Source organism: Mesorhizobium sp. P3_A2, assembly GCF_056403115.1.
The window spans coordinates 270355-294644 of record NZ_JBFUGC010000009.1 but is presented as its reverse complement, the minus strand read 5'-3'; the positions used below and the strand labels follow the sequence as shown (position 1 = coordinate 294644).

Genomic DNA, 24290 nt, shown 5'->3' with positions numbered 1-24290 from the left:
GGCGTACACGCAACAACTCAAATCGTTCTCGCTACTGCTTATCCAGACCGTAGACGGAATGCAAAGTGCGAACCGCCAGTTCGGTGTAGGGACCGTCGATCAGTATCGAAATCTTGATCTCGGAGGTGGTGATAGCCCGGATATTGATAGCCTTGTCGGCCAGCGCCTTGAAGGCGGTGGCCGCTACACCCGCATGGCTGCGCATGCCGATGCCGATGACCGAGACCTTCGACATGCCGGCCTCGGACTGCACGACGTCATAGCCGATCGGAGCCTTGAGGCGCTCGAGCACGGCCAGAGCCTTGTCGACGTCGCCGGAGGGGACGGTAAAGGTCATGTCGGTGAACTTGCCGTCCTCGGAGATGTTCTGGACGATCATGTCGACATTGATGTTGGCCTCGGCCAGCGGGCCGAAAATGCCGGCGGCAACGCCCGGGCGGTCGCCGACGCGGCGCAGCGAAATCTGGGCTTCGTCCTTGGCGTAGGCAATTCCGGTGACGACCTGCTGTTCCACGATCTCTTCCTCGTCGCAAATAAGCGTTCCCGGAGGATTGAGCAAATCCCCCATTCCGGGCGCATCGGGATCGTCGAAGGACGACCGCACGAAAGTACGCACCCTGTGCACCATGGCAAGCTCGACCGACCGCACCTGCAGCACCTTGGCGCCGAGCGAGGCCATTTCGAGCATTTCCTCGAACGAAATCTTGTTAAGCCGCCGCGCCTTGGGTTCGATACGTGGATCGGTGGTGTAGACGCCGTCGACATCGGTGTAGATGTCGCAGCGATCGGCCTTGACCGCGGCGGCGATGGCCACCGCACTCGTATCGGAGCCGCCGCGGCCGAGCGTGGCGATGCGGTTGTCCGGACCGATGCCCTGGAAACCGGCGACGACTGCCACCTGACCCTCGCCGAAACGCTTGATCAAAAACGCACCGTCAATGTCCAGGATGCGCGCCGCGCCATGCGCGTTGTCGGTCTTGATCGGGATCTGCCAGCCCTGCCAGGAGCGGGCGTGCACGCCCATATTCTGCAGCGTGATGGCCAGAAGGCCGGCGGTGACCTGTTCGCCCGAGGCGACGACGGCGTCATATTCCCGCGCATCGTGCATCGGCGAGGCTTCGCGCGTCCAGCCGACCAATTCATTGGTCTTGCCGGCCATAGCCGAGACCACCACGGCTACTTCATGGCCGGCATCGACCTCGCGTTTGACGTGACGCGCCACATTGCGGATGCGGGCGATGTCGGCGACGGAGGTTCCGCCGAATTTCATCACGATGCGCGCCATGGAAGCGAAATGCCTTTGACTGAAGCCGGCCCGGAGCCGACAGGGGAGAAAACGTCCGACAGGAGCCGGCCGCTGAATGCGCGGCCTCCTTAGCCAAATGATCACCGTTTCGCAAGGCTGGCCACGGATTGCCGGCTTCAGGACACCGGCATATTGCGTTCCGCCCCGCCGCCGCTTACCAAATGCTGCCCGCGGGGAACTCCTTTTGGTCCAGCATATCAAATGATTGCTCGTCTTCGACGTGCCATGCGATGGCAATCGCTGCCGCTTTTCATCGGCTTCGCCGTGCTGGCGTTGATCGTCGGCACGCGCGCGGTGCTGGTCGAGGGCCAGAGGGCCAATCGCGAAGCGGCGCGCGAGGCTATCGAGTATCAGGAATCGCTGTCCGGCCTGCTGTCGCTGGCACAGGAGGCCGAAACCAGCCAGCGCGGATACCTCCTGACCGGTGATAAATCCTACCTCCAGCCCTATCGGCAGGCGGTCGAGGCCATTCCGGGCCAGCTTGCCCGCATCGACAGCATGACCGCGCCGGACGACGAACTCGTCCAGCAGATCAATCGCATCAAGGACGCGCTTTCGCTGAAGCAGGCTGAACTGGCGCAGACGATTGCGCTTTACGATCGCGGCGACGCGGCGAAAGCGCTGGAACTGGTTCGCGGCGGCCAGGGCAAGGCCGCTATGGAACAGATCAGGGCCAGCATGGACACGATCCGGCGCATCAGCGGCGCGGCAATCGCTGCCCGCGACGAACATACCGACCGGGTCGAAAGCTGGCTGCGTATCGGCTCATTCGCAGCGCTGCTGGCGATTTTTCTGCTTGGCGCCTACACGATCCGCCTGTCGCGCCGCCGGTTTCGCGAGGTCGCTGTCGCCCAGGAGGAGCTGATGCGTAAGAACATCGAGCTCGGCAACGAGATCCGGACGCGCGAAACGGCCGAATCGCAGATCCGCCAGATGCAGAAGATGGAAGCGGTCGGCCAGCTCACCGGTGGTATCGCCCACGATTTCAACAATATGCTGGCGGTGATCATCAGTGCCATGAACCTCGCCCAGCGCAAACTCGCGCGCGGCGAGCACGACATCGAGAAATTCATCGAGGCGGCGGTCGACGCGGCGACCCGGGCCGCCAATCTGACTGCCAGGCTGCTCGCCTTCTCGCGTCAGCAGCCGCTGGCCCCGCAAGTGGTCGACACCAATCGTCTGGTTACAGGGATGTCGGACCTGTTGCGGCGGGCGTTGGGCGAAACCATCCGCATCGAAACCGTGCTGGCCGGCGGCCTGTGGAAGACCCATGCCGATCCGAGCCAGCTCGAAAACGCTATCCTCAACCTGGCGGTCAATGCCCGCGACGCCATGGACGAGGACGGCAAGCTGACCATCGAGACCGCCAACAGCCATCTCGACGACAGCTACGCCGTCACCCATCCCGAGGTCAAAGCCGGCCAGTATGTGATGATCGCGGTCAGCGACACCGGCGCCGGCATGCCGGCGGACGTCATGGAGAAGGCCTTCGAGCCGTTCTTCACCACCAAGCCGGTCAACAAGGGCACCGGCCTGGGCCTTAGCCAGGTGTTCGGCTTCGTCAAACAGTCGGGCGGCCACGTCAAGATCTATTCCGAACCGGGCGAAGGCACGACGATCAAGATCTATCTGCCGCGCTTCTTCGGTGCGGAAGAGGCTGTCCTGACCACTGGCCGAGGCGACAATCCCGCTGAAGTCACCGAGACAATCCTCGTTGTCGAGGACGACGCCCGCGTACGCGCTTCAACCACGGACGCCTTGCGCGAACTCGGCTATACCGTCATCCATGCCGGCAGCGGCCAGGAAGCATTGCAGAAACTGGCGGACAATCCGGGCGTGGCACTTATGTTCACCGACATCGTGATGCCGGTAATGAACGGCCGCAAGCTCGCGGAGGAAGCGCTGGCGCGCCTGCCGCAGCTGAAGGTGATCTTCACCACCGGCTTCACCAAGAACGCCGTGGTCCACAACGGCGTGCTCGACCACGACGTGCATTTCCTGGCCAAGCCCTTCACCATCGAGCAACTGGCTACGAAACTGCGCGACGTGCTGGACGCGAAATGACCGCGGCTCAGTCGCCTTCAGGCCGAAGCAGCCGTGCTTGTCCACAGGCCGGGGTACGTGACGACGAAGCCGGCCGGTGAGACAATGAGGACATCTTCATAGCCGAACGCGGCATAGGCATAGCGGCCTTCATCCAGCCGCTGGTAGCTCTGCTCAAGACGCGTCAGCCTGAGCTCGGGGAAGGTCAGATAGGCGGCCGGCGCGGGCCTTGCCTGGCCGACGCCGAGGTCGAACCGGCGGATCGCCAGAAGGTTCGATGCCGGCGTGAAACCGAGATCGACATCGACCAGGCCGGCGACGTCCGGCTGGATTTCGCCGTTCAGCGTCCACTGACCGTCGGCGTCGCGCTCAATCGCATAGTACAGTTCGCGCATGCCGAGAAAGCCATCGACCCGTGCCGCCCTTGTCTGCCAGCCAGCATCGCAGACCACCTCATAGGCAAGGCAGCATGGCTTGTCGTCCTGGACAAAAATGGCCTGCCCCTTGAGGCTGTAACCATCCTCGGCCTGCGAAAGCAGGCAGGAATCGTGGCCTTCCACATCCAGCCGACGCCAGAGAATCGACGCTAGCGTTAATGTCATGGAATTCACTCCGCCGAATTCGAATTCAAAAACGATGCTCCTCTTTCGCCCGCCAGGCCAACCGTGTTTCATCGCAGCGTTGGGCAGCTGACATGCCCCTGACAGAGTGTGCCGCCGTGTCAGCTCGGAAAATTGTTGCCTTGACATTCGCGGCCTCACACCCGACTTCCTAACGCTCCCAAGCAATTCCAGGAAAAGTGGGAACCGGTTTTCCGTCCGAAATTGCGCCCGAACAAAAGAGCTCTAGGAGACCCGCCCCATGCCAGAGCCCCGTCGATCGACGATCGATGCCGGAGAAGTCGAGCGCTTCTCAGCCCTTGCCGCCGAATGGTGGAATCCGAACGGCAAATTCCGCCCGCTGCACAAGTTCAACCCGGTCCGGCTGGCCTATATCAGGGACCAGGTGGCGGCGCGTTTTGGTCGTGACCCGCGGGCGGCGCGGCCCTTCGAAGGCCTGCGCTTCCTCGACATAGGCTGCGGCGGCGGGCTGTTGTGCGAGCCGATGGCCAGGCTTGGCGCTGAAGTGGTCGGCGCCGACGCATCGGCAACCAACATCGAGGTGGCGAAGCTGCACGCGGCCGAAGGCGGGGTGACGGTGGATTACCGCGCAACGACGGCGGAAGACCTTGCCGATTCCGGCGAGAAATTCGACGTCATCCTCAACATGGAAGTGGTCGAGCATGTCGCCGACATCGACCTGTTCATCGGCAAATGCGGCGAGATGGTGAAGCCCGGCGGCATCATGTTCGTGGCCACCATCAACCGAACGCTGAAGGCTCTCGGTCTGGCCATCATCGGCGCCGAATACGTGCTGCGCTGGCTGCCGCGCGGCACCCACCAGTTCGGCAAGCTGGTGCGGCCCGAAGAGCTGGAAAAGGCGCTGGGCAACGCCGCCATGACCGTCATCGACCGCACCGGCGTCATCTACCACCCGCTCGCCGACCGCTGGCAGCGCTCCAAGGACATGGACGTCAACTACATGGTGCTGGCCGAGAAGGGGTCGGTCTGACCCCCTTACGCCTTCTGGCCCCTCACGCCTTCTGGTTCTGCGCCTTGGTGGTGATGATCACGCCGATGGTGATGATGACCGCACCGGCCCAGGTCAGCAGCTGATAGTGCTCACCGAGGAAGATCGTGCCGGCGAACAGGCCGACGGCCGCCGCCACATAGCCGATCTGGCTGAGATAGACCGGGCCGCCCACCGCTTGCAGCCGGAAGAAGAAGGCAAACATCGCCGAAGCTGACGCAACCTGCGCAACAACGATCAGCGGCACAGTGCCGAGCGGGGCGAAGGCGCCGACGCCGAACAGGGCGAGAATCCCGACCAGCAGCAGCGTTGCCGAAGCCAGATGGCTGCCGACGGCAAGCTCGATCGGACCGGTGCCATCGGGCCAGTCGACGGTGCGGTAGATGTTGCCGGCGGCAAGGCTGACCGGGATCATGAGCCCGACCAGCACCCAGAAGAAGTCGGCCGGCTGGCCGGCCTCGCCGCGCGTCACCGCCACCATAACCGCGCCGATGAAGCCGACGGCGATACCTGCGACGCCGAGCATGTTGGGCCGCCTGACGCCGAGCAGGATCGAAAACATCAGCGTGATGACCGGCGACAGCGTGAACATGATGCCGGTGTAGCCGGCGCCAAGATGCGGGATGGCCGAAAACATCAACAGGTTTGGCGCAGCATAGGAGACCGCAGCGGTGATGAAGAAATAACGCAGCCTGTGCGGAGTGAGCCGCATGCGCTGTCCGCTGGCGAGCAGCGCGCACAACAGAATGCCGCCAGCGCCGAACGAGATGACGAAGGCCCAGACCATGGGAGGAACACCAGCAGCTGTCGCCAGCTTGCCGAATGGCAGCGTCAGGCCGAGCAGGCCGCCGGTGACGACCAGCAAGCCGGGTGCCGATTCCCAGAGAAATTTCATCGGATGGTCCCGTCCAGTGACGTACGAAATTGGCACTTGCGGCACTCCGCCGGTCCTGTATCTTGAGGTAACATAGCGCAAAGATTCTTAACGTCAAGATATTTAACGGTGAGACAAATGGATCGCGCGGCAAAGGCGGTCGAGCAGTGGGCGCGGGAACGGCCGGACCTGGATGTTACGCCGATGCTGGTGCTCGGCCGATTGAACGAAGTCTCGTCGCTGGTCGCCCGCGAACGCCTCGCGCCGCTGTTTGCCCGCTTCGGTCTGCAAGCCGGCGAATTCGACGTGCTGGCGACGCTGCGCCGGTCCGGCCGGCCCTATGCGCTGACGCCGACCGCTCTCTACGAGGCGACGATGGTGACATCGGGGGCCATGACCAACCGACTCGACCGGCTGGAAAAGGCCGGCCTGATCCTGCGCGGCCCGCACCCCAACGACCGGCGCGGCATTGTGGTGCAATTGACCGAACAGGGGCTCGCCTTGATTGACGAGGCACTGACCGCCCACGTCGCCAACGAACACGAAATCCTCGCCGGCCTCAGCGGCGCCGAGCGGGAGACGCTGGCTCAGTTGCTCGAGAAATTGATAGCGAGTGCAGGCTGAACAGCCGAGCCAAGCGGAGATCGGCAGCAGCCGGGAAAGGAACAGTCAATTCGGCTGGCCGGAAGCCCCTTCGGCATCGTTCCGTCCAAACCGCCGCTCCGGAGCCGTTGCGGCCTGGTCATGGAACTCAGTTCCGTTCGTCGGGAAAACTCGGGATCGGCATGAACTCGACGCCGTCCTCGGCCAGGCTTTTGGCCTCGTCCAGCGTCGCCTCGCCATAGATGCCGCGCGGGTCGCTCTCGCCGAAATGGATCTTGCGCGCCTCTTCGGCGAATTTGTCGCCGACATAATCGGCATTCTCGCGCACCTTCTCGGCCATCGCCTTCAACTGCGCCAACGCCTGCTTCTGCGCTTCGCCCATGGCCAGCGCGATTGTTTCCTGCTTGCGGGCGGTGGAGACGGCCGGCGCCATCAGCGCCTTTTGCACCTTGTGCGAACCGCAGCTCGGACAGTCGACGAAGCCGCGCTTCTTCTGCGTGTCGAAATCGTCATTGCTGCGAAACCAGCCCTCGAACTCGTGCTCATGCTCGCAGATGAGGGCAAAGCGGATCACGAAGCTGCACCTCTGAGCCGCGGCACCTCGGCCGTGCCGGCATTGACGGCAAAATCGCGCGCGTTCTTGAGGTTGGGAATTTTTTTGCGCGCGGCCGACGACTGTGCCGTGTCGATCTCGGCGACAATCACGCCAGGCTCGGCATGCGCCGCCTCAGCGATGATGCGGCCCCACGGATCGACGATCAGCGAATGACCGTAAGTCTCACGGCCGTCCTCATGCAATCCGCCCTGGGCCGCGGCAACGACATAAGCGCCGTTCTCGATGGCGCGGGCCCGCAGCAGCACGTGCCAGTGGGCCTCGCCGGTCTGGCGGGTGAAGGCGGCGGGTACAGACAAAAGATCGGCGCCGGCCAGCGCCTCGGCGCGGAACAGCTGCGGAAAGCGCAGATCGTAGCAGACGGCAAAGCCGAGCCTCGCGCCGTCGATATCGGTGACGACGGCCTCGGTGCCCGGCTCATAGGCAGCGGATTCGCGCCAGCTCTCGCCATTGTCGAGGTCGACATCGAACATGTGGATCTTGTCGTAGGTGGCAAGCGTGGCGCCGTCCGGTCCAAACAGCAACGCGCGGTTGGCGAGCTTGCCGTCGGCGCGCAGGATGGCGGTCGAGCCGATATGCAGGAAGACGCCGAGTTCGCTGGCGAGCTTACGCGCCGTCGCCACGATGATGTCCTTGTCTTCCGAAGTGAAGGAGGCAGCCCTGGCTTCCTTGTCGCGGATCAGCGCGCCGGTCATTTCCGGGGTCTGGATGTAGGTAGCACCCAGGCTTGCCGCCTCGCGCACCAGCCGTTCCAGATCGACCGCGTTGCGCTCAGGGCTTTCGCCCGAACGCATCTGGATCGCCGCCGCCTTGAAAACACCCATCGTCATGCCCTCTGTGTCGTCGAGCCGTTGGCAAGCAGCTTGTCCAGTTGCCCCCGCGCCTCCAGTTCGTGGAGTTCGTCGGAACCGCCGACATGCGCATCGCCGATGAAAATCTGCGGAAAGGTGGTTCGCCCGTGCGCCCGCGAAATCATTTCCTGGCGCAGTTCCGGCGAGAAGGATGCGTCATGCTCGGTGTAGGCGACACCCTTGCGGTCGAGCAGCCGCTTGGCCGCTGCGCAATAGCCGCACATCATGCGGGTATAGATCGTCACATCGAGCATCAGTCTGCAATCCTGCCTTACCAACCTTATATAGTCGCGGACTCGTCTGCCCGAAAGTCCCCCGGCAGGACACGCGCGAAGGTCAGCACGTCGACCGCTCCGGCGCCGCCCTTTTTCAATGCCTTGGCGACCGAGCGCACGGTGGCACCGGTGGTGTAGACATCGTCGACCAGAAGCACGCGGCGGCCGGCGATCTCGATTTCTGCTTCCGTGGGCACACGGAAGGCGGCGCGCACATTGTCCTCGCGCTCCTGCCGCTCCAGCCCGACCTGCTGGCGCGTGAGCTTGACGCGCCGGATCGCCGAGGGTGAGAAAGACAGCCCGCTGAGCTGCGCGACAGCCCTTGCCAGTTCCGCCGACTGGTTGAACTGCCGCCTGAAAAAGCGCCGCCAGTGCAGCGGCACCGGCACGACGACATCGGCGTCCGCGATCAGCTCGGCGCCGGCGCGCAGCATCCAGCGCGCCATCCATGGCGCAAGATCGGTGCGGTCCTGGTATTTCAGCCCTTGCACCATCTGGCGGGCAACCCCCGAATAGGCCACAGCCGCCCGCGCCCGCTCGAAAGGCGGCGGATCGGCGATCGCTTCGGCCGACAGGAAGCCCTCACCCATGTCGTGGGTGAAGGGCGTACCCATCACCGCGCACCATGGCCGCTCCAGAAGCCTGAGTTTCGGCCAGCAGGCGCCACATAAAACGCCAGGCTGAGAGACATGCCTGCGGCAGCCGGCGCAGACAGGCGGGAACAGCACCTGCGCCGGCCAGTCCAACATCGTTTGAGCGAGGCTCTTGATCTCCATCACCGGATCGGCCACGTGGTTTGTCGTCCGCGCCACAATATCACAAGGCGGACAGACAGGGATTGTTTGCCTTGCAGCCCATCATCGATACAGAGCTCTGGCTGGCACACAAGCGCCGGGCATTGGGCCATCCCGTCGCCGGCGCCGATTTTCTGATGCGGCGGGCAGCGGAAGATCTCGCCGACCGGCTCGGCGCGGTCGAACGCCGGTTCGGCAAGGCCGCCGTGCTGTTTTGCCAGACGCCGGCCGCGGCGGATGTGGTTGCTGCAAGCGGCAAGGCAGCAGAGATTGTGCGCGTCGAGGCGGACGCAGCGTTTCTGGACGGCCGGCCAGGGCTGGTGGCACCGCTGGAGACCGTGCCGTTCCAGCCCGAAAGCCTCGGCCTCGCCGTCTCGCTTCTGTCTTTGCAGGCGATGAACGACATTCCCGGCATGCTGGTGCAGATCCGCCGTGCTTTGCGGCCCGATGGGCTTTTCCTCGGCGCCTTCGCCGGCGCCGGCACACTTTCCGAACTGCGCGAAAGCCTGCTCGCCGCCGAGACCGAGCTTTATGGCGGCGCCAGCCCGCGTGTCATCCCCTTCACCGATGTTCGCGACGCCGGCGCACTCCTGCAGCGCGCCGGCCTTGCGCTGCCGGTGGCCGACGTCGAAACGGTAGTCGTGCGCTACGACACTCTTTTCGATCTCACCGCCGATCTCAGGGCGATGGGCGAAACCAGCGCGCTGACCGATCGCAGCCGGCGACCGGGTGCACGAAAACTGTTTGCCCGTGCAGCTGAAATCTATGCCGAACGTTTTTCGGACGCCGACGGCCGGATCAGGGCAAGTTTCTCTGTTGTCTGGCTGTCGGGCTGGGCACCCGATGCCTCGCAGCAAAAGCCTTTGAAACCGGGCTCCGCGAAGGTCTCGCTGAAGACCATACTGGAAGATCCCGGCGGGCGGTGACGCCGCTCCGGATCAGTGCTCGGCGAAGGCGTTGGCTAGCTTGCTGTTGGTGTCGCTGAACAGAAACTGGATCGCATTGCTGACCTTGCCGATGCCGCCGACGATGGCAAGCGACAGCACTGCGACAATCAGGCCATATTCAATGGCCGTAGCGCCTGTTTCGTCTTCCAAAAATCGTTGCAACAATGTCTTCATGATCGTCGATCCCTCTTGTCACGACCATACCGCCGACCTGTTAAGAAAGGTTAACGGCACAAGCTTAACAGGCGGTGAAACGGGGCCTGCGTTAAGGAAATCAATAAGCTTTTGTTGACCTTCTTCTTCAGCAGTCACCGCTGCGCCGGCCATCGGCACGGATGACGCAGACCGAACTGGGTGAGGGCTGCAGCACGCTTCTGCGCAGTGTATAGGTGGCGCGCGAGCCGACCGAACCGGTGCTCATCGTGTCCAGGCCGCTTGTAAGGGCATCGCGGCTGGACGATCGCGTCTGTTTGTCGAGGACGGGGACCGCAATCAGGGCCAGCGCCACCGCGGCCGAGCCGAACAGCAGCGTGATGCGCAATATGCTCATACCGGCATTGGCGGCGCGAAAGCTGCGATCCGGCCGGATCGAGTCCCATTCCCTGTCGAGGCTCATGCAATCGCTCCCGGCGAATCCGCTTTGCCGCAATTTTTCACGACGAGATAAATCTTCCATTAACGCTGGCTAAATCGGGCGGCGAAACGGTTGGTGTCACAACAGGTCGATGAGGAACTGGATCAGCGGGGCGTCAGCCGGCGGCATCGGATAGTCGCGCATTTGCTTTGGCCGCACCCATTTCAATGCCTGCCCCTCTTTCGGCTGCGCGATGCCGCGAAAGCGACGGCAGACGAAGAGCGGCATCAAGAGGTGGAAATCATCGTAGGAATGGCTGGCGAAGGTGAGCGGCGCCAGGCAGGGTATGTCGGTCTCGATGCCGATCTCTTCCTGCAGCTCGCGGATCAGGCATTGTTCCGGCGTCTCGCCGGGCTCGACCTTGCCGCCCGGAAACTCCCACAGGCCGGCAAGCTGCTTGCCCTCGGGCCGCTGCGCCAGGAGCACACGGCCATCGGCATCGACCAGCGCGCAGGCGGCGACCAGGAGCAGGCGTTTACCTTTGGCAACCACGCTCATGCGCCGGGCGGCCGGCGATAGTGGTAGCGATAGACTTCCTCGAAGCCGAGCGAGCGATAGAGTGCCAGCGCCGGCGCATTGCCGGCCTCGACCTGCAGCCAGGCTTCTCGCGCCCCGCGCAGCCTGGCCCACTTCAGTGCCGACAGGATGAGATTGCGGCCGTGACCCTTGTTGCGCGCCGATTTGTCGGTGGCGATCTCGAACAGGCCGGCGAGATCGCCGTCATGGACGCAGATCAGCACCGCCAGCGGGTCGGTCCCTTCCTCGAGCGCAAACAGCCCGACCTCCGGCTGGATGGCGCCGATGATTTCCGAAAGCCCCGGCCGCAGCGATGGATCCGAGCCGCTGACCTTGAGCGACGCACCAAGAAAGCGGCTGATGTCCTTCAGCGGAATCTGATCCATGGCCGGCGCCAGCTGCGCATCCGCCAGCGGCAGCCGCATCACCAGCGATTCGTCGAATGTGCTCCAGCCCTCATTGTCGAGATGCCTGGCCAGGTCCGGCCCCGACAGCGGCGAGATGCGGAAGGTCAAAGGCCTGCCATAGGCGTCGAAGCGCCGGCTGGCGCGGCCGATGCGCTCGGCAATGTGCTGGGTGTCACCGGGATCGAGCGGGTTGACCGAGTTCAGGCGCTTGGCAGGATGGCCGGCCGTCAGCCGCACCACCCAGGTGCCGTCATAGTGGACAGCCGCTGCCGGCCAGGCGCGAAAACCCGCCGCCTCGTAGCGGCGCACGATGGCGAGCATGCTTGCCGGATGCCTGGAAGCCAACTCCATCAGCTCCGGTAATCGCCATTGATGGCGACATATTCCTTGGTGAGGTCGCAGGTCCACACCGTCGCCTTGCCACGGCCGATGCCGATATCGGCGCGGATGCGGATGTCGTCGCGCTTCATATAGGCCGAGGTCGCTTCCTCGGAGTAGCCTGGATCGCGTTCGCCTTCATGCGCCAGACGGTTGTCGCCGAACCAGATCGACAGAAGGTCGCGGTCGGCCGGTTCGCCGGCCTTGCCGACAGCCATGACGACGCGGCCCCAATTGGCGTCCTCGCCGGCAACCGCCGTCTTGACCAGTGGCGAATTGGCGATCGACAGTGCGATGCGCTTGGCCGAGCGCGCTGATTTCGCGCCAGTAACGGTGACTTCAACCTGCTTGCGGGCGCCCTCGCCGTCGCGCACCACTTGCAGCGCCAGAGATTTCAGCACCTTGCCGAGCGCGCGGCGGAAGGCGCCGAGGCGCGCATCCTTGGGATCGCTGATGGCGGGCGCGCCGCGCCTGGCCGCAGCGCCGGTGGCGAACAACAGCAGCGTGTCGCTGGTCGAGGTGTCGCTGTCGACGGTGACCGCATTGAAGGTCTTGGCCGTGCCGCGCGACAACAAATCCTGCAGCACGGGGGCGGCGATCGGCGCGTCGGTGGCGATGAAGGACAGCATCGTCGCCATGTCGGGCGCGATCATGCCGGCGCCCTTGGAAATGCCGTTGATGATGACGTCGGTGTCGCCAAGCTTGACCGTCGCGGTCGCCACTTTCGGATAGGTGTCGGTGGTCATGATGGCCTTGGCCGCTTCGGTCCACAGGTCCGGCTTGCCGTCCTTGACCAGCCCGGCCAGCAGATGGCTGAATTTGGTGGTGTCGAGCGGCTCGCCGATCACCCCGGTGGAGGCGAGGAACACCTCGCCTGGCGTGCAGCCGGCGGCCTTGGCCGCCGCCTCGCCGGTCAGTTGGGTAGAGGCGCGGCCCTTCTTGCCGGTGAAGGCGTTGGCGTTGCCGGAGTTGACGACCAGCACCCGCGCCTTGCCGGCGCCAAGGTTCTGCCGGCAGAAATCGACCGGCGCCGAGGGGCATTTCGATTTCGTGAACACGCCGGCGACAGCGGTGCCGGCATCGAAGACCATGGCCAGCAAATCGGTGCGGTTCTTGTATTTGATCCCGGCCTCGGCGGTGGCGATGCGTACGCCCTCAATGGCAGGCATTTTGGGATATTTCTTCGGCGCGAGCGGCGAAATCGTTGCGGACATTGGAGACCTCGGGCGACGGAAAAACGCTGGGGAAGGCCGGTTTGCCCGATACCACGGCCCGGCGCAAGGGCGTTTTCTTGGCGCTCGGCGCCGGCAAGCCACCTTGGATTAAGCTTGCATTTCAAATCTGTTGGCGCCACCGAGACCTCTGGCGTTATGATATCGGCCATGGGCAGGCTGGTTATCTTGGCGGTGGCGTTTATGGGGCTTTTGCTCCTGAGCGCCGATGCGCAGCCGGAACGACGCGTGGCGCTGGTCATCGGCAACGGAACCTATGCCGAAGCCGGCACGCTCACCAATCCGGTCAACGATGCCCTCGACATTGCCGGCAAGCTGCGCTCGATCGGCTTCGACGTCATCGAGGGCAACGATCTCGGCAAGCGTGAACTCGAGCGCAAGATCGGCGAATTTTCCGATGCGCTTCAAGGTGCGGGCGTCGGGCTGTTCTATTATGCCGGCCATGGCCTGCAGGTCGAAGGGCGCAACTACATCGTGCCGGTCGACGCCCGGCTCGACATGCCGGTCAAGCTGCAGCTCGAAGCCGTGCCGATCGACGAAGTCCTCGACATCATGGAACAGCAGACCAAGGTCAGCCTGGTGTTCCTCGATGCCTGCCGTAACAATCCCTTTGCCCGCAGTCTGAGCCGCACTGCCGCCACCCGCTCGGCGACGGCGCTTGCCGGCCTGGCGCAGTTCGATTCGACGCACGGCTCCTTTATCGCCTTTTCGACGGCGCCGGGTGCTGTCGCCATGGACGGAACGGGGCGCAATTCGCCGTTTGCCGCCGCATTGCTGCGGCACATGGCCGAACCCGGCCAGAGCATCAATGACATGATGATCGCGGTGCGCCGCGACGTGGTTTCCGAAACCCGCGAGGGACAGCGCCCCTGGGAACAGGGTTCGCTGCTCGAGCGGTTTGAGTTTGTGCCTGGCGGTGAAACGGTCGCGCAGCCGAAGCCCGCCGCCGCCCCGGCGCCCGAGACAAAGGTCGCGGCACTCGAACGCTCCGTCGGCGACGACAAGACCGCCATCGAGAAATTCCTGCGTGACGATTATCTGGCGCCCGATGCCGCGGCGATCGGCGAAACCGTCAAGCGGCTCTATGCCCCTTCCGCCACCATCTTCGGGACGCGCTATGACAGCGACGCCGTCGTAAAGCTCAAGACCGACTGGTTCGCGCAATTTGCTTCCTGGTCCTTCAGTCTTGAGCCCGGCAGCCTGGACGTGACGCCGCAGGGCGAAGATCGCGCCGAAGCCGTGTTCGCGATGAGCTATGACTATGTGTCGAAAGACAAATCGGCGGCACGCATGACCGGCAAGGCACGCGTTACCCTTGGGCTGGTGAAGAGCGACGGGCAATGGCGGATCGCCTCCGAAACCTCGCAAGCGATGAACTGATCGCCACCGGGGGCGAAGATCAGGCATGCGCCGCCCTGCTCCCACGCGCATCGGCTTTGCCGTGATTCCCGACTTCCACAAGTCCGCCGGAAACGGGCCGTTTCGTTTGACTTCCGGCTCACCTATATTGCCGGCGAAAGTGTTGGCGAGGACAGACATGGGCGAGGATCCGGCGCGCAGATCGATCGGGGCGCGGCGCAATCCCGACAGTGCCGAGGCCATTCTCGACGCCGCGGAGGCGGTACTGGTCGAGGCCGGCTATGCCGGCTTTTCCATCGAAGCCGTCGCGCGCCGTGCACGCGCCGGCAAGCCCACGATCTATCGCTGGTGGCCGAGCAAGGCGGCCTTGCTGCTGGAGGTCTACAAGCGGCAAAAGCGCGTCGCCGTCCCCGATACCGGCAATCTCGAGGACGATCTCGTCGGTTTCCTTCAAAACCTCTTCTCGCACTGGCGCGATACATCCTCGGGCAGCGTGTTCCGCTCGCTCATCGCCGAGGCCCAATCGGATGAAGCGGCGGCCGTGGCCCTGACTGGCTATGCCGATGGACGTCGGTCCCACACCGCGCGGATCATCGAGCGCGCCAAGGCGAGAGGCGAGGTTGCCGCCGATATCGATGCGGCGCTGGTCGCCGACCTCATGGCTTCCTATGCCTGGAAGCACCTTTTGACCAACCGTCTCGACGAAGATGAGGTTACAATCCGCGCCACCGTCCGCTATGTGATATCAGGCATCTCTCGCTAATCGCCGACAATCGCCGGGGGGCGACTTGACCAAAAACGCCATGCCGGTTCTGCCCATCAGCCTGATCGTCGTTTCCGACTATCTGACGCCGGATGGCGACGAGGAACTGCGCCGGGCAGTGCGCGCCTATGCACAGGATGCACGCGGCGTTCCGGCTGAAATCATCGTCATGCTGCCCGAGGGCCATACCGCCGAGATTGCAGCCGAGTTTGACGGGAAACCGGCCTTTTCCTGCCCTTCGGTGATCGTCACGATGCATGACAGCGACGAGTCCTCGCAACTGAAGGACGCAGCACTCGCCTATTGCCGCCATGACCTCGTTGCCGTGGTCGAGGCCGATTGCCTGACGCGGCCCGGATGGCTGGCGATCCTTTACGAAGCTGTGGTGAAAAACCCGAAGATCGATGCGATTTCCGGCCGCACCACTTACGGCAAGGACACCATGATGATGCGGGTGATGTCGCTGCTCGACCGCGGCTTCATTGAGCGCCGCAACCGCAACGGCCAGATCATCCATGTCAGCAACAATGGCGCTCTGTACCGGCGTCCGGTTCTCGAACGCTACCGCTTCGAGGCCGACCACGGACCTTTCGTCTCCTCGCATCTGCGGCAGCACGCGATGCTGAGGGATGGCGTGGCCATGGAGGTGGCCACAGAGGCAGTCTCGATCCACGCCTATGAGAGCCTGGGCTTCATCTGGGATGTCAGGCGCAACAAGGGCTACCAGTACGCGCGCATGGATCTGCTGACGAAGGGACGGCGTTCGAGGCCGGGTCTCGCCTGGCGGGCGGTAAAAACGTCCTTCAAGGAAAACCGCCAGACGGCGCAGGCCGTCGGCACGGCGTTTTGCCGCTGGACGGACTGGCCGCTGTTCTGGGCGATGATGCTTCTGCTGCGTATCCCCGAATTCAGCGGCGCCCTTGCCGCCGGCGATCCGGCGGCGTTCAAGGCGTCCACCCACTATCGCTGACTTTCCGCCAACTAGGCTCAGGACCCATTAATCCGGCGGACGCCATGGTTGCTTTGAGATATAAGCGGACTCCGCTCCTCGGGGTATGTCTAGATTCCCGAGCATTTCACCAAGCTGGGGCAGCGCCAACTCGCCTTCGCATGCTATAGCGGTAGCGGCGAACCATCTTAGCTCGGTATGTTCATCATCGATAAGGCGCGGACGGCCGCGCCACTTATCGACGCGATAGACGTGGAACGTGGCGGATGCCTCGGGCGGGGCTTCTGATACGAATCTCCCGACAAACTGCCAATGCTCTGGCGTTACGCCTATTTCTTCCATCAGTTCTCGGCGCATCGCTGTCTCAGCGTCTTCGCCATCCTCAATGTGGCCACCTGGGAGGCTCCAACGATCTGGATGCACCTTGCGCTTCGAACTTCGTCGCGCAAGCAGCACGGCTCCGTTCTGGGCTAGGGCGCCCATCGCAATGTCGGGCATCTATGCTTCTCCGTTTCGTCGATATCGCGCCGATGCTGCCTGTCGCCACGGCTCTTTGCAATGACCGGCAGTCCCCATTCCGGTCATTCATCAATTTGAGGATTTCACACTCGCGTAAGCCATGATTCAAAGGGGTAGGAGGTGCCACCCATGCCTGATCATTACTGGATTACCGAAGCCCAACTCGAGCGCATCAAACCATACTTGCCGCGTTCTCACGGGAGGCCGCGTGTCGATGATCGGCGCGTAATCAGCGGAATCACCCACGTCATTCGCAATGGCTTGAGATGGCGCGATGCGCCTGAGGTCTATGGGCCGCATAAAACGCTCTACAACCGCTTCATGCGCTGGAGCCGGCTCGGTGTGTTCAACCGCATCTTTGCAGGCTTGGCGGCAACCGGCGGCAAGCCCGACCAGTTGATGATCGATGCGACCCACCTGAAGGCACATCGCACGGCTGCAAGTCTGCTTAAAAAGGGGATGTTCCTCGACGTATCGGACGCACCAAAGGGGGATTGAACTCAAAACTCCATGCAGTTTGCGACGGCAAGGGTAGGCCCCTCATCATGCTGCTAAGCGAAGGGCAGATGAGTGATTACAAAGGCGCTGCGCTCATGATCGACGCCTTCCCCAAGGCCAAAACCCTGCTCGCCGACCGAAGTTATGATGCCGACTGGTTTCGCAATGCCTTGGCCGAACGCAACATCTTCGCCTGCATTCCTTCAAAGGCCAATCGAAAGGTGCAAATGCCGCACGACGGGACACTCTATCGTCGGCGGCACAAGATCGAGAACATGTTCGGTAGGCTCAAAGACTGGCGGCGCATCCACACCCGTTACGATCGTTGTGCCCACACTTTCATGTCCGCCATCTGCGTCGCTGCAACCGTCATCTTCTGGCTCTGATCAATGAGTCCTGACCCTAGGGCTCGAAACGAAAAGGGCGCCAAACGGCGCCCTTTTGCATGCTTTTCGATGCTGGCCTTATTCGATGCTGACTTACTTGCCAGCTTCCATCGTGTCGACGGCCTTCTTCAGGTTCGCGTCGGGGATTTCGACCTTCGCGGCGCCGCGCAGCTGCTTGACCAGCGCGAAATACTTGTCGCGGATCACCGCCTGCTTGGCCTGGTCCTTGACGTCGTCGAACGCCGGCGGCTGTTTGGTGCGCTTGTCCTCGAGCTTGATGACGTGCCAGCCGAACTGCGACTGCACCGGCTCCTTGGTGTATTTGCCGACGTCGAGCGCGAATGCCGCCTTGTCGAATTCCGGCACCATCTGGCCCGGGCCGAACCAGCCGAGATCGCCGCCATTGGTCTTGCCCGAGGGATCGCTGGTGTGCTCGTTGGCGAGCTTCTGGAAATCGGCGCCGCCGTCGAGCTGCTTGATGATCGCCTCGGCTTCTTCCTTGGTCTTCACGAGGATGTGACGGGCATGAACCTCATTGACCGGCGGCGTGCTGGCGATTTCCTGGTCGTAGCGGGCACGCACCTCGGCGTCGGTAACCTTGTCGACGACGCCCTTTTCGACCATCTCGCCATGCAGCGCGCGCTGCTGCAGGAACGCCATGCGGCGCTGGAACTCGGGATCCTTGTCGAGCCCGGTGGTGACAGCCTGGGCCGCCATGACGCGGATCTCAATGGCCGCGGAAAGGGCGGCGGCGCGGCGCTGCTCGGGCGGCAACTGTGCGAACTGCTGCGACAGCTCACCCTCAGCAAGCCCAAGGTCCGCCTCGGTCAGCTTCTCGCCATTGACGGTGGCGACGACCGCGTTGGGATCGACGGGTGCGGCGGCCGGCGCTGCAGCATCGGCCGGTGCGGGAGCGGCTTCCTGGGCCATGACAGGCGACAGCGAAAGAGCCGACAGGCCGAAGACCAGGCCAAGGCTGGCGAGCGACGCACGGCGAAACAGTAAGGACATCAAGATTAACTCCAAGGGGGATTGGTCGGGGCTTGCAGATCAGCCGGATTGTGGCGGAATTTGGCGCTGCCCATAGGGCTAACGCGGCGTTGACATCAGTTGAGCCCCCTCTTATCTGTCCAACGACTTTGCGTCCAGAACCGTTTTCCGGGCGCTTTTTGCGTTTGTCTGCGTTTCACGCGGAATTGATGGGGCCGGCCGGCGCTCATCTCAAGATTGAGAATTCTATCGAAAGGACCATTGGATGGTCAGTCTCGGCGGTCTCGCCCGTAAGGTTTTCGGCTCCTCCAACGATCGCCGCGTCAAGGCGACCCGGCCGCGTGTCGAGGCGATCAACGCCATGGAAAACGAGATGCGGGCGTTGTCTGACGCCGAACTTCAGGCGCGCACGGAAAAATTCCGCCAGGATATCGCCAACGGCGCCACCCTCGATGACCTGCTGATACCGGCCTTCGCCACCGCCCGCGAGGCGGCGCGCCGCGTGCTCGGCATGCGCCCCTTCGATGTGCAGCTGATCGGCGGCATGGTGCTGCACAATGGCGGCATCGCCGAAATGCGCACCGGCGAGGGCAAGACGCTGGTCGCCACCCTGCCCGTCTATCTCAACGCGCTGGCCGGCAAGGGCGTCCACGTCGTCACCGTCAACGACTACCTGGCCACGCGCGACTCCGAGTGGATGGGCCGCGTCTACAAATTCCTCGGCCTTTCGGTCGGCGTCATCGTCCACGGTCTCTCCGACGAGGAGCGCCGCGTCGCCTACGCCGCCGACGTCACCTATGCCACCAACAACGAGCTTGGCTTCGACTATCTGCGCGACAACATGAAATATGAGCGTGCCCAGATGGTGCAGCGCGGCCACAATTACGCGATCGTCGACGAAGTCGATTCCATCCTGGTCGATGAGGCGCGCACGCCGCTGATCATTTCCGGTCCGCTCGAGGACCGTTCGGAAATGTACAACACCATCGACGCCTTCATGCTGCAGCTCGGCCCGGCAGACTACGAGATCGACGAGAAGCAGAAGACCTCGATCTTCACCGAGGAAGGCACCGAGAAGCTGGAAAACCTGCTGCGCGCGGCCGGCCTGCTCAAGGGCGAGTCACTCTATGACGTCGAGAATGTCGCCATCGTTCATCACGTCAACAACGCGCTGAAGGCGCACCGGCTGTTCCAGAAGGACAAGGACTACATCGTCCGCAATGGCGAGATCGTCATCATTGACGAGTTCACCGGCCGCATGATGCCGGGACGCCGCTATTCGGAGGGCCTGCACCAGGCGCTCGAAGCCAAGGAGCATGTTGCGATCCAGCCGGAAAACCAGACGCTGGCCTCCGTCACCTTCCAGAACTATTTCCGCCTCTACAAGAAGCTGTCCGGCATGACCGGCACGGCGCTGACCGAGGCCGAGGAGTTCGGCAACATTTACGGCCTCGAAGTCACCGAGATCCCGACCAATTTGCCGGTTATCCGCAAGGATGAGGACGACGAGGTCTACCGGACAGTCGAGGAGAAGTACAAGGCGATCGTCAAGGAGATCAAGGAAGCGCGCGCCAAGGGCCAGCCGACGCTGGTCGGCACCACCTCCATTGAAAAATCCGAGCAGCTGGCCGAGCGCCTGCGCAAGGAAGGGTTCAAGGATTTCGAGGTGCTGAACGCCCGCCATCACGAGCGCGAGGCGGCCATCGTCGCCCAGGCCGGCAAGCCCGGCGCCATCACCATCGCCACCAACATGGCCGGACGCGGCACCGACATCAAGCTCGGCGGCAACGCCGAGATGCGCATCGAGGACGAATTGGGCGACATGCCTGCGGGCCCCGAGCGCGAGGCGCGCGAAAAGGAAATCATTGCCGATGTCGAGCGCCTGAAGGACAAGGCGCTGGCCGCCGGCGGCCTCTACGTGCTCGCCACCGAGCGCCATGAATCGCGCCGCATCGACAACCAGCTCCGCGGCCGTTCCGGCCGCCAGGGCGACCCCGGCCGTTCGAAATTCTTCCTGTCGCTGCAGGACGACCTGATGCGCATCTTCGGTTCCGAGCGCATGGACGGCATGCTGCAGAAGCTCGGCCTCAAGGAAGACGAGGCGATCATCCATCCGTGGATCAACAAGGCGCTGGAAAAGGCGCAGAAGAAAGTCGAGGCGCGTAACTTCGACATCCGCAAGAACCTGTTGAAATATGACGACGTCTCGAACGACCAGCGCAAGGTGGTGTTCGAGCAGCGCATCGAATTGATGGACGGCGAAGGCCTGTCGGAGACGATCGCCGAGATGCGCGAAGGCGTCATCGAGGAGATCGTCACCAAGAACATCCCCGAAAATGCCTATGCCGAGCAGTGGAACGTCGCCGGCCTCAAGGCCGAAGTCGCCGAATTCCTCAATCTCGATCTGCCGGTCGAGGACTGGGTCAAGGAAGAAGGCATTGCCGAGGATGACATCCGCGAGCGCCTGACCGAGGCCGCCGACGCCGCCGCCAAGGAGCGCGCCGAGCGTTTCGGCCCCGACGTGATGAGCTATGTCGAACGTTCGGTGGTGCTGCAGACGCTCGACCATCTGTGGCGCGAGCACATCGTCAACCTCGACCATCTGCGTTCGGTCGTCGGGTTCCGCGGCTACGCCCAGCGCGATCCGCTGCAGGAATACAAGAGCGAGGCGTTCGAGCTGTTCCAGGCACTGCTCGGCAATCTGCGCCAGGCCGTCACCGCGCAATTGATGCGCGTCGAACTGGTCCGCCAGGCCGCCGAAGCGCCGCCGCCCGAAGCGCCCGACATGTTCGGCAGCCACATTGACGGCACCACTGGCGAGGACGACTTCCAAGGCGGCGAGACCGCACTTCTGGTCCGCCAGGAGAGCAACGCCATCGTCGCTCCCGAAGACCGCGATCCGAACAACCAGGCAACCTGGGGCAAGGTCGGCCGCAACGAAGCCTGCCCCTGCGGCTCCGGCAAGAAGTACAAGCACTGCCACGGCGCGTTTGCTTGACCATTAGGTCGGCGGGACAGAGGGGGGTGTGACGGATCGCCAACCTTCGCGTTCGTCAAATCCTTACAACAACCCGGAATCGCGCGCCGCGGCGGTGGCTTCGCCGCGCGACACCGCATCCAGCTTGCCCAGCACCGCCGAGACGTGGTGATCGACCGTCTTCGGCGAAATCGTCAACTGCTCGGCGATCCGCTTGTTGGACAAGCCGCGTTCGATCAGCTGCAGCACCTGCATCTGGCGCAAGGTGAGGCCGGCAAGATTGGCGCGCGTCGAGCGGCGCGGGCCGCGGGCGATGCCGCCAATGCCGTTCTTGCGCATGATATCGCGCAGGCGCTGAGCAGCCGGCCGTGCCCCCAGGCCATCGAAAATGTCGAGCGCCAGCCGCTGCCCCTCTTCGTCGCCAAGGGTGAGCGCCAGAGCGCGTTCGTATGGCGCATTCATTTCGGCCCACAGTGCCGAAGCTGAACGCCAGTCGCCGGTCAAAAGCAGTCGGTATGGCTTGGCCATATCGGCAGTATCGCCGGCCGGCATGTCGGGAGCGAGCAATGTTCGCCACAGCGCCAGTTCACCGACATGGGCGCGCGAGCGCACCGGCGTTTCGGCGCGCACGATCAGCGCCAGCGCCTCTTGCCTGTCGGCCAGCCCCAGCCATGCCTGCTCCGCCATCAGCGCTGCGTATGAACTCAGCATCTGCAGGTCTGCACCACTTCCGACCAACCGCGCCATTTCGCCAAACAGCGGCTCGGCCGACGGATCGCCGCGCCTCAGGCGCAGTTTCGCCAGGGCCAGCAGCGCCGGAAACCGGCCCACCGTCGTTGTCCGCTCATTGTCGATGACGTCGGTTGCTGTCGCGGCGGCCTCGTCCCATTGGCCCTGGCGCAGCTGTACATCGGCCAGCATGCCCCTGAGATAATCGCGCCAGGTGCCGAGGTCGTTTTCGGTGCAATAGTGGATGCCGCTCTCAAGCACCGGTCGTGCCGCGTCGTAGCTCATCTGGGTGATCTCGAAGCAGGCGCGGTTGGTGAAGGCGCGCGCGGCGTGCTCCTGGAAATTGCCCTGCAGTGCAATTTCAAGGCTTTGGTCGAGGCGCAGGCGGCCGGCGGCCGGATCCAGCCACTGCTCGACGCAGCCGACATTGTTGAGGGCATGCGAGGCGATGTCGGGACGGTTCATGCGCTCGGCCAGCGCCGCCGCCTTCTCGCCATAGAACAGCGTGTCCTCCACCCTCTCCGACAGCATCGCCAGGTGTGAAAGGTTCGAATAGGCCATGGCCAGTTCCGGACCGGCGGGGGCCGCTTCCAGCATCGCCACCGCTTCGGCGCCGAAAGCGGCGGCGGCCTCACGGTCATCGCCCATTTCGCTCAGCCTGGAAAGCCATCTCAGGCTGTCGCCTTCCTTCAGCCTGTTGCCGTTGGCCTGATGCAACCGGCGTGCCTGCCCCTGCGACGCGAGCGCGTCGGCGATCTTGCCGATGAGGTGGCATTCGAAGGCATGTCTTTCGTAGAGTTCCGCACGTTCCGTGGCAGGCAGGCTGTCGGCCTGCTGCAAGGCGATCTCGTAGTAGCCGGCGGCGTCGCGATGGGCGCCGACGCGCGACGCCTCGCGCGCGGCGATCGGCGCAAGTTCGCGCACCGCCGCCAGATTGTGCGCCTCGACCGCATGATGCACCAGGCGGCCGGTGGAGACGTCGCCATTTTCGAGCAGCGCAGCCAGGGCACGCTGGTTGAATTGCCGCCTGTGTGATGTCGTCAGCATCATTTCGATGGCCCGCCGCGCAATGTCGTGGCGAAAGGCATAGCCGTCGCCCAGATCGTCGAGCAGGCCATTGGCGACGCACTCGGCAAGTTGGCCGGCGCTGGCGACGCCGCACAGGCCCTGCAGGGCCCAGGCGTCGGCCCGCCGCGGAAACACCGACACCGCGTCGAGCATTGCGCGGGCTCCGGGCGACAATCGCTCGGCCCGCGCCAGCACCGCGTCGCGCACGCTTGCCGGCAACGCCGTTTCATTTTCGGCCGACAGCAATTCGGTGACGAAGAAGGCATTGCCCGCGGTTGCCCGGTAGATGGCATCGCCGTCGCGGCCGGCCGCATCGGCAAGCGACAGCACGGCTGCCTCGCTGAGCAGCGGCACGTCGATGCGCGCCACGCTGCCTGGCGGAATTTCGCCCAGCGCGCGGCGGACCCTGACCTGTGCTTCGCTGCGGTCGTTGCGCGCGGTCACCAGGAGCAGGATCTGGGTGTTGGCGATACGCCGGCCGAGGAAGCGCACGAAATCGAGCGTCGCATCGTCCGCCCAGTGCAGGTCTTCGATCACAAGCAGGCTCGGCCCTTTCGCTGCGAAGGCGTCGAGCGCATCAGAAAACAACGGCAATCTCTGTCCATGCCGGGCGTCGATCGCGCGCGGCAGCGCCCATTGCGCCTCACGGGCCAGATCGTAGAGCGGCCCGAGCGGATCGGGAATCGACAGGTCCTCGCAAGCGCTGCGCAACGTCGCCGCGCTCTGCCCGACACGGGCTGCGAACGCCTCGACAAGCGCCGTCTTGCCGGCGCCTGCCTCCCCCGCCAATACCGCGACGCGGCCATGGCCACCTATCGCATCGCTAAGCAAGGTCTCTAGTTGCTGCAGCTGCGTCTGCCGTTCCAGAAGCATCATCATCGTCTCGTATGATCGGAGTTTTCCCACCATGGCGGGCCGCTCACGATAGCCCGTGAAGAGAGCGCCGCAAT

24 protein-coding genes are annotated in these 24290 nt (G+C 63.7%); 9 read left to right on the top strand and 15 right to left on the bottom strand.

Annotated elements, in window-relative coordinates; translation table 11 throughout:
* Positions 1-31 precede the first annotated feature (31 nt).
* A complete protein-coding gene (locus AC1DXM_RS22045; protein ID WP_203279181.1) occupies positions 32-1285 on the bottom strand; it encodes an aspartate kinase in 1254 nt (417 codons plus the stop codon).
* A gap of 246 nt (positions 1286-1531) precedes the next feature.
* Between AC1DXM_RS22045 and AC1DXM_RS22040 the strand changes: the two genes are divergently transcribed.
* The gene (locus AC1DXM_RS22040) at positions 1532-3370 is read left to right on the top strand and encodes a CHASE3 domain-containing protein (RefSeq protein ID WP_477236107.1); all 1839 of its coding nucleotides are present in this window, start codon (positions 1532-1534) and stop codon (positions 3368-3370) included.
* Between the two features lie 17 nt (positions 3371-3387).
* Here AC1DXM_RS22040 and AC1DXM_RS22035 read toward each other — a convergent pair whose 3' ends face one another.
* Positions 3388-3951 carry a putative glycolipid-binding domain-containing protein gene (locus AC1DXM_RS22035; protein ID WP_477236105.1) on the bottom strand — a complete coding sequence of 188 codons (564 nt, stop codon included), beginning with the start codon at positions 3949-3951 and terminating at the stop codon, positions 3388-3390.
* A 259-nt stretch (positions 3952-4210) separates the two neighbouring features.
* On the opposite strand from AC1DXM_RS22035, the gene ubiG reads away from it, so the two are divergent.
* The gene (gene ubiG / locus AC1DXM_RS22030; RefSeq protein WP_142866386.1) at positions 4211-4960 is read left to right on the top strand and encodes a bifunctional 2-polyprenyl-6-hydroxyphenol methylase/3-demethylubiquinol 3-O-methyltransferase UbiG; all 750 of its coding nucleotides are present in this window, start codon (positions 4211-4213) and stop codon (positions 4958-4960) included.
* 22 nt (positions 4961-4982) lie between these two features.
* Here ubiG and AC1DXM_RS22025 read toward each other — a convergent pair whose 3' ends face one another.
* Entirely contained in the window at positions 4983-5873 is an 891-nt protein-coding gene (locus tag AC1DXM_RS22025; RefSeq protein WP_477236103.1) for a DMT family transporter, read from the bottom strand.
* 117 nt (positions 5874-5990) lie between these two features.
* Between AC1DXM_RS22025 and AC1DXM_RS22020 the strand changes: the two genes are divergently transcribed.
* Entirely contained in the window at positions 5991-6476 is a 486-nt protein-coding gene (locus AC1DXM_RS22020; RefSeq protein WP_477236101.1) for a MarR family winged helix-turn-helix transcriptional regulator, read from the top strand.
* A 127-nt stretch (positions 6477-6603) separates the two neighbouring features.
* Here AC1DXM_RS22020 and AC1DXM_RS22015 read toward each other — a convergent pair whose 3' ends face one another.
* The 4 genes from AC1DXM_RS22015 to AC1DXM_RS22000 are packed head-to-tail and all read right to left on the bottom strand — an operon-like array spanning position 6604 to position 8985.
* Positions 6604-7029, bottom strand: coding sequence for a DUF1178 family protein (locus tag AC1DXM_RS22015; protein ID WP_477236099.1), 426 nt, complete (start codon positions 7027-7029; stop codon positions 6604-6606).
* Positions 7026-7892 carry a carbon-nitrogen hydrolase family protein gene (locus AC1DXM_RS22010; RefSeq protein ID WP_477236152.1) on the bottom strand — a complete coding sequence of 289 codons (867 nt, stop codon included), beginning with the start codon at positions 7890-7892 and terminating at the stop codon, positions 7026-7028. Before AC1DXM_RS22010 ends, AC1DXM_RS22015 begins: the two co-directional genes overlap by 4 nt.
* Positions 7893-7894: 2 nt before the next feature.
* Positions 7895-8173 (bottom strand): glutaredoxin 3, encoded by a 279-nt coding sequence (grxC, locus tag AC1DXM_RS22005; RefSeq protein WP_477236097.1) that lies wholly within the window; start codon positions 8171-8173, stop codon positions 7895-7897.
* A gap of 26 nt (positions 8174-8199) precedes the next feature.
* Positions 8200-8985 (bottom strand): ComF family protein, encoded by a 786-nt coding sequence (locus AC1DXM_RS22000; RefSeq protein ID WP_477236095.1) that lies wholly within the window; start codon positions 8983-8985, stop codon positions 8200-8202.
* 56 nt (positions 8986-9041) lie between these two features.
* Between AC1DXM_RS22000 and AC1DXM_RS21995 the strand changes: the two genes are divergently transcribed.
* Positions 9042-9914 (top strand): methyltransferase domain-containing protein, encoded by an 873-nt coding sequence (locus tag AC1DXM_RS21995; RefSeq protein WP_477236093.1) that lies wholly within the window; start codon positions 9042-9044, stop codon positions 9912-9914.
* A 12-nt stretch (positions 9915-9926) separates the two neighbouring features.
* On the opposite strand, the gene AC1DXM_RS21990 is transcribed toward AC1DXM_RS21995, so the two are convergent.
* The 5 genes from AC1DXM_RS21990 to argJ form a co-directional block, all read right to left on the bottom strand.
* The gene (locus AC1DXM_RS21990) at positions 9927-10109 is read right to left on the bottom strand and encodes a Flp family type IVb pilin (protein ID WP_112562283.1); all 183 of its coding nucleotides are present in this window, start codon (positions 10107-10109) and stop codon (positions 9927-9929) included.
* A 127-nt stretch (positions 10110-10236) separates the two neighbouring features.
* Positions 10237-10551 (bottom strand): hypothetical protein, encoded by a 315-nt coding sequence (locus tag AC1DXM_RS21985; protein ID WP_192258648.1) that lies wholly within the window; start codon positions 10549-10551, stop codon positions 10237-10239.
* Positions 10552-10647: 96 nt separating this feature from the next.
* Entirely contained in the window at positions 10648-11067 is a 420-nt protein-coding gene (gene mutT, locus AC1DXM_RS21980) for an 8-oxo-dGTP diphosphatase MutT (protein ID WP_477236090.1), read from the bottom strand.
* Positions 11064-11813, bottom strand: coding sequence for a GNAT family N-acetyltransferase (locus AC1DXM_RS21975; RefSeq protein ID WP_477236150.1), 750 nt, complete (start codon positions 11811-11813; stop codon positions 11064-11066). The genes mutT and AC1DXM_RS21975 overlap by 4 nt, the downstream gene beginning before the upstream one ends.
* A 29-nt stretch (positions 11814-11842) precedes the next feature.
* Positions 11843-13084, bottom strand: coding sequence for a bifunctional glutamate N-acetyltransferase/amino-acid acetyltransferase ArgJ (gene argJ, locus AC1DXM_RS21970; RefSeq protein WP_142866394.1), 1242 nt, complete (start codon positions 13082-13084; stop codon positions 11843-11845).
* 168 nt (positions 13085-13252) lie between these two features.
* On the opposite strand from argJ, the gene AC1DXM_RS21965 reads away from it, so the two are divergent.
* The 3 genes from AC1DXM_RS21965 to AC1DXM_RS21955 all read left to right on the top strand — a co-directional run bounded on the left by AC1DXM_RS21965 (position 13253) and on the right by AC1DXM_RS21955 (position 16194).
* Positions 13253-14482 carry a caspase family protein gene (locus tag AC1DXM_RS21965; RefSeq protein ID WP_477236088.1) on the top strand — a complete coding sequence of 410 codons (1230 nt, stop codon included), beginning with the start codon at positions 13253-13255 and terminating at the stop codon, positions 14480-14482.
* Positions 14483-14639: 157 nt separating this feature from the next.
* Positions 14640-15224, top strand: coding sequence for a TetR/AcrR family transcriptional regulator (locus tag AC1DXM_RS21960; protein WP_477236148.1), 585 nt, complete (start codon positions 14640-14642; stop codon positions 15222-15224).
* Positions 15225-15249: 25 nt separating this feature from the next.
* On the top strand, positions 15250-16194 hold the full coding sequence (locus tag AC1DXM_RS21955) for a glycosyltransferase (protein ID WP_477236086.1): 945 nt from the start codon (positions 15250-15252) through the stop codon (positions 16192-16194).
* Positions 16195-16221: 27 nt separating this feature from the next.
* On the opposite strand, the gene AC1DXM_RS21950 is transcribed toward AC1DXM_RS21955, so the two are convergent.
* Positions 16222-16671, bottom strand: a complete 450-nt coding sequence (locus AC1DXM_RS21950) for an NUDIX hydrolase (RefSeq protein WP_172234315.1) — start codon at positions 16669-16671, stop codon at positions 16222-16224.
* Between the two features lie 150 nt (positions 16672-16821).
* On the opposite strand from AC1DXM_RS21950, the gene AC1DXM_RS21945 reads away from it, so the two are divergent.
* Positions 16822-17576, top strand: a protein-coding gene (locus AC1DXM_RS21945) for an IS5 family transposase (protein WP_477236084.1) whose coding sequence is annotated in 2 segments (ribosomal slippage) — positions 16822-17155 and positions 17155-17576 — 756 coding nt in all. Because the reading frame shifts where the segments join, the coding sequence is not laid out codon by codon here.
* A 93-nt stretch (positions 17577-17669) separates the two neighbouring features.
* Here the strand turns inward: AC1DXM_RS21945 and AC1DXM_RS21940 are convergent.
* On the bottom strand, positions 17670-18587 hold the full coding sequence (locus AC1DXM_RS21940) for a peptidylprolyl isomerase (protein WP_112562277.1): 918 nt from the start codon (positions 18585-18587) through the stop codon (positions 17670-17672).
* A gap of 244 nt (positions 18588-18831) precedes the next feature.
* Between AC1DXM_RS21940 and secA the strand changes: the two genes are divergently transcribed.
* Positions 18832-21564, top strand: coding sequence for a preprotein translocase subunit SecA (gene secA, locus AC1DXM_RS21935; protein ID WP_477236083.1), 2733 nt, complete (start codon positions 18832-18834; stop codon positions 21562-21564).
* A gap of 63 nt (positions 21565-21627) precedes the next feature.
* Here secA and AC1DXM_RS21930 read toward each other — a convergent pair whose 3' ends face one another.
* Positions 21628-24249, bottom strand: a complete 2622-nt coding sequence (locus AC1DXM_RS21930) for a helix-turn-helix transcriptional regulator (RefSeq protein ID WP_477236081.1) — start codon at positions 24247-24249, stop codon at positions 21628-21630.
* Positions 24250-24290 lie beyond the last annotated feature (41 nt).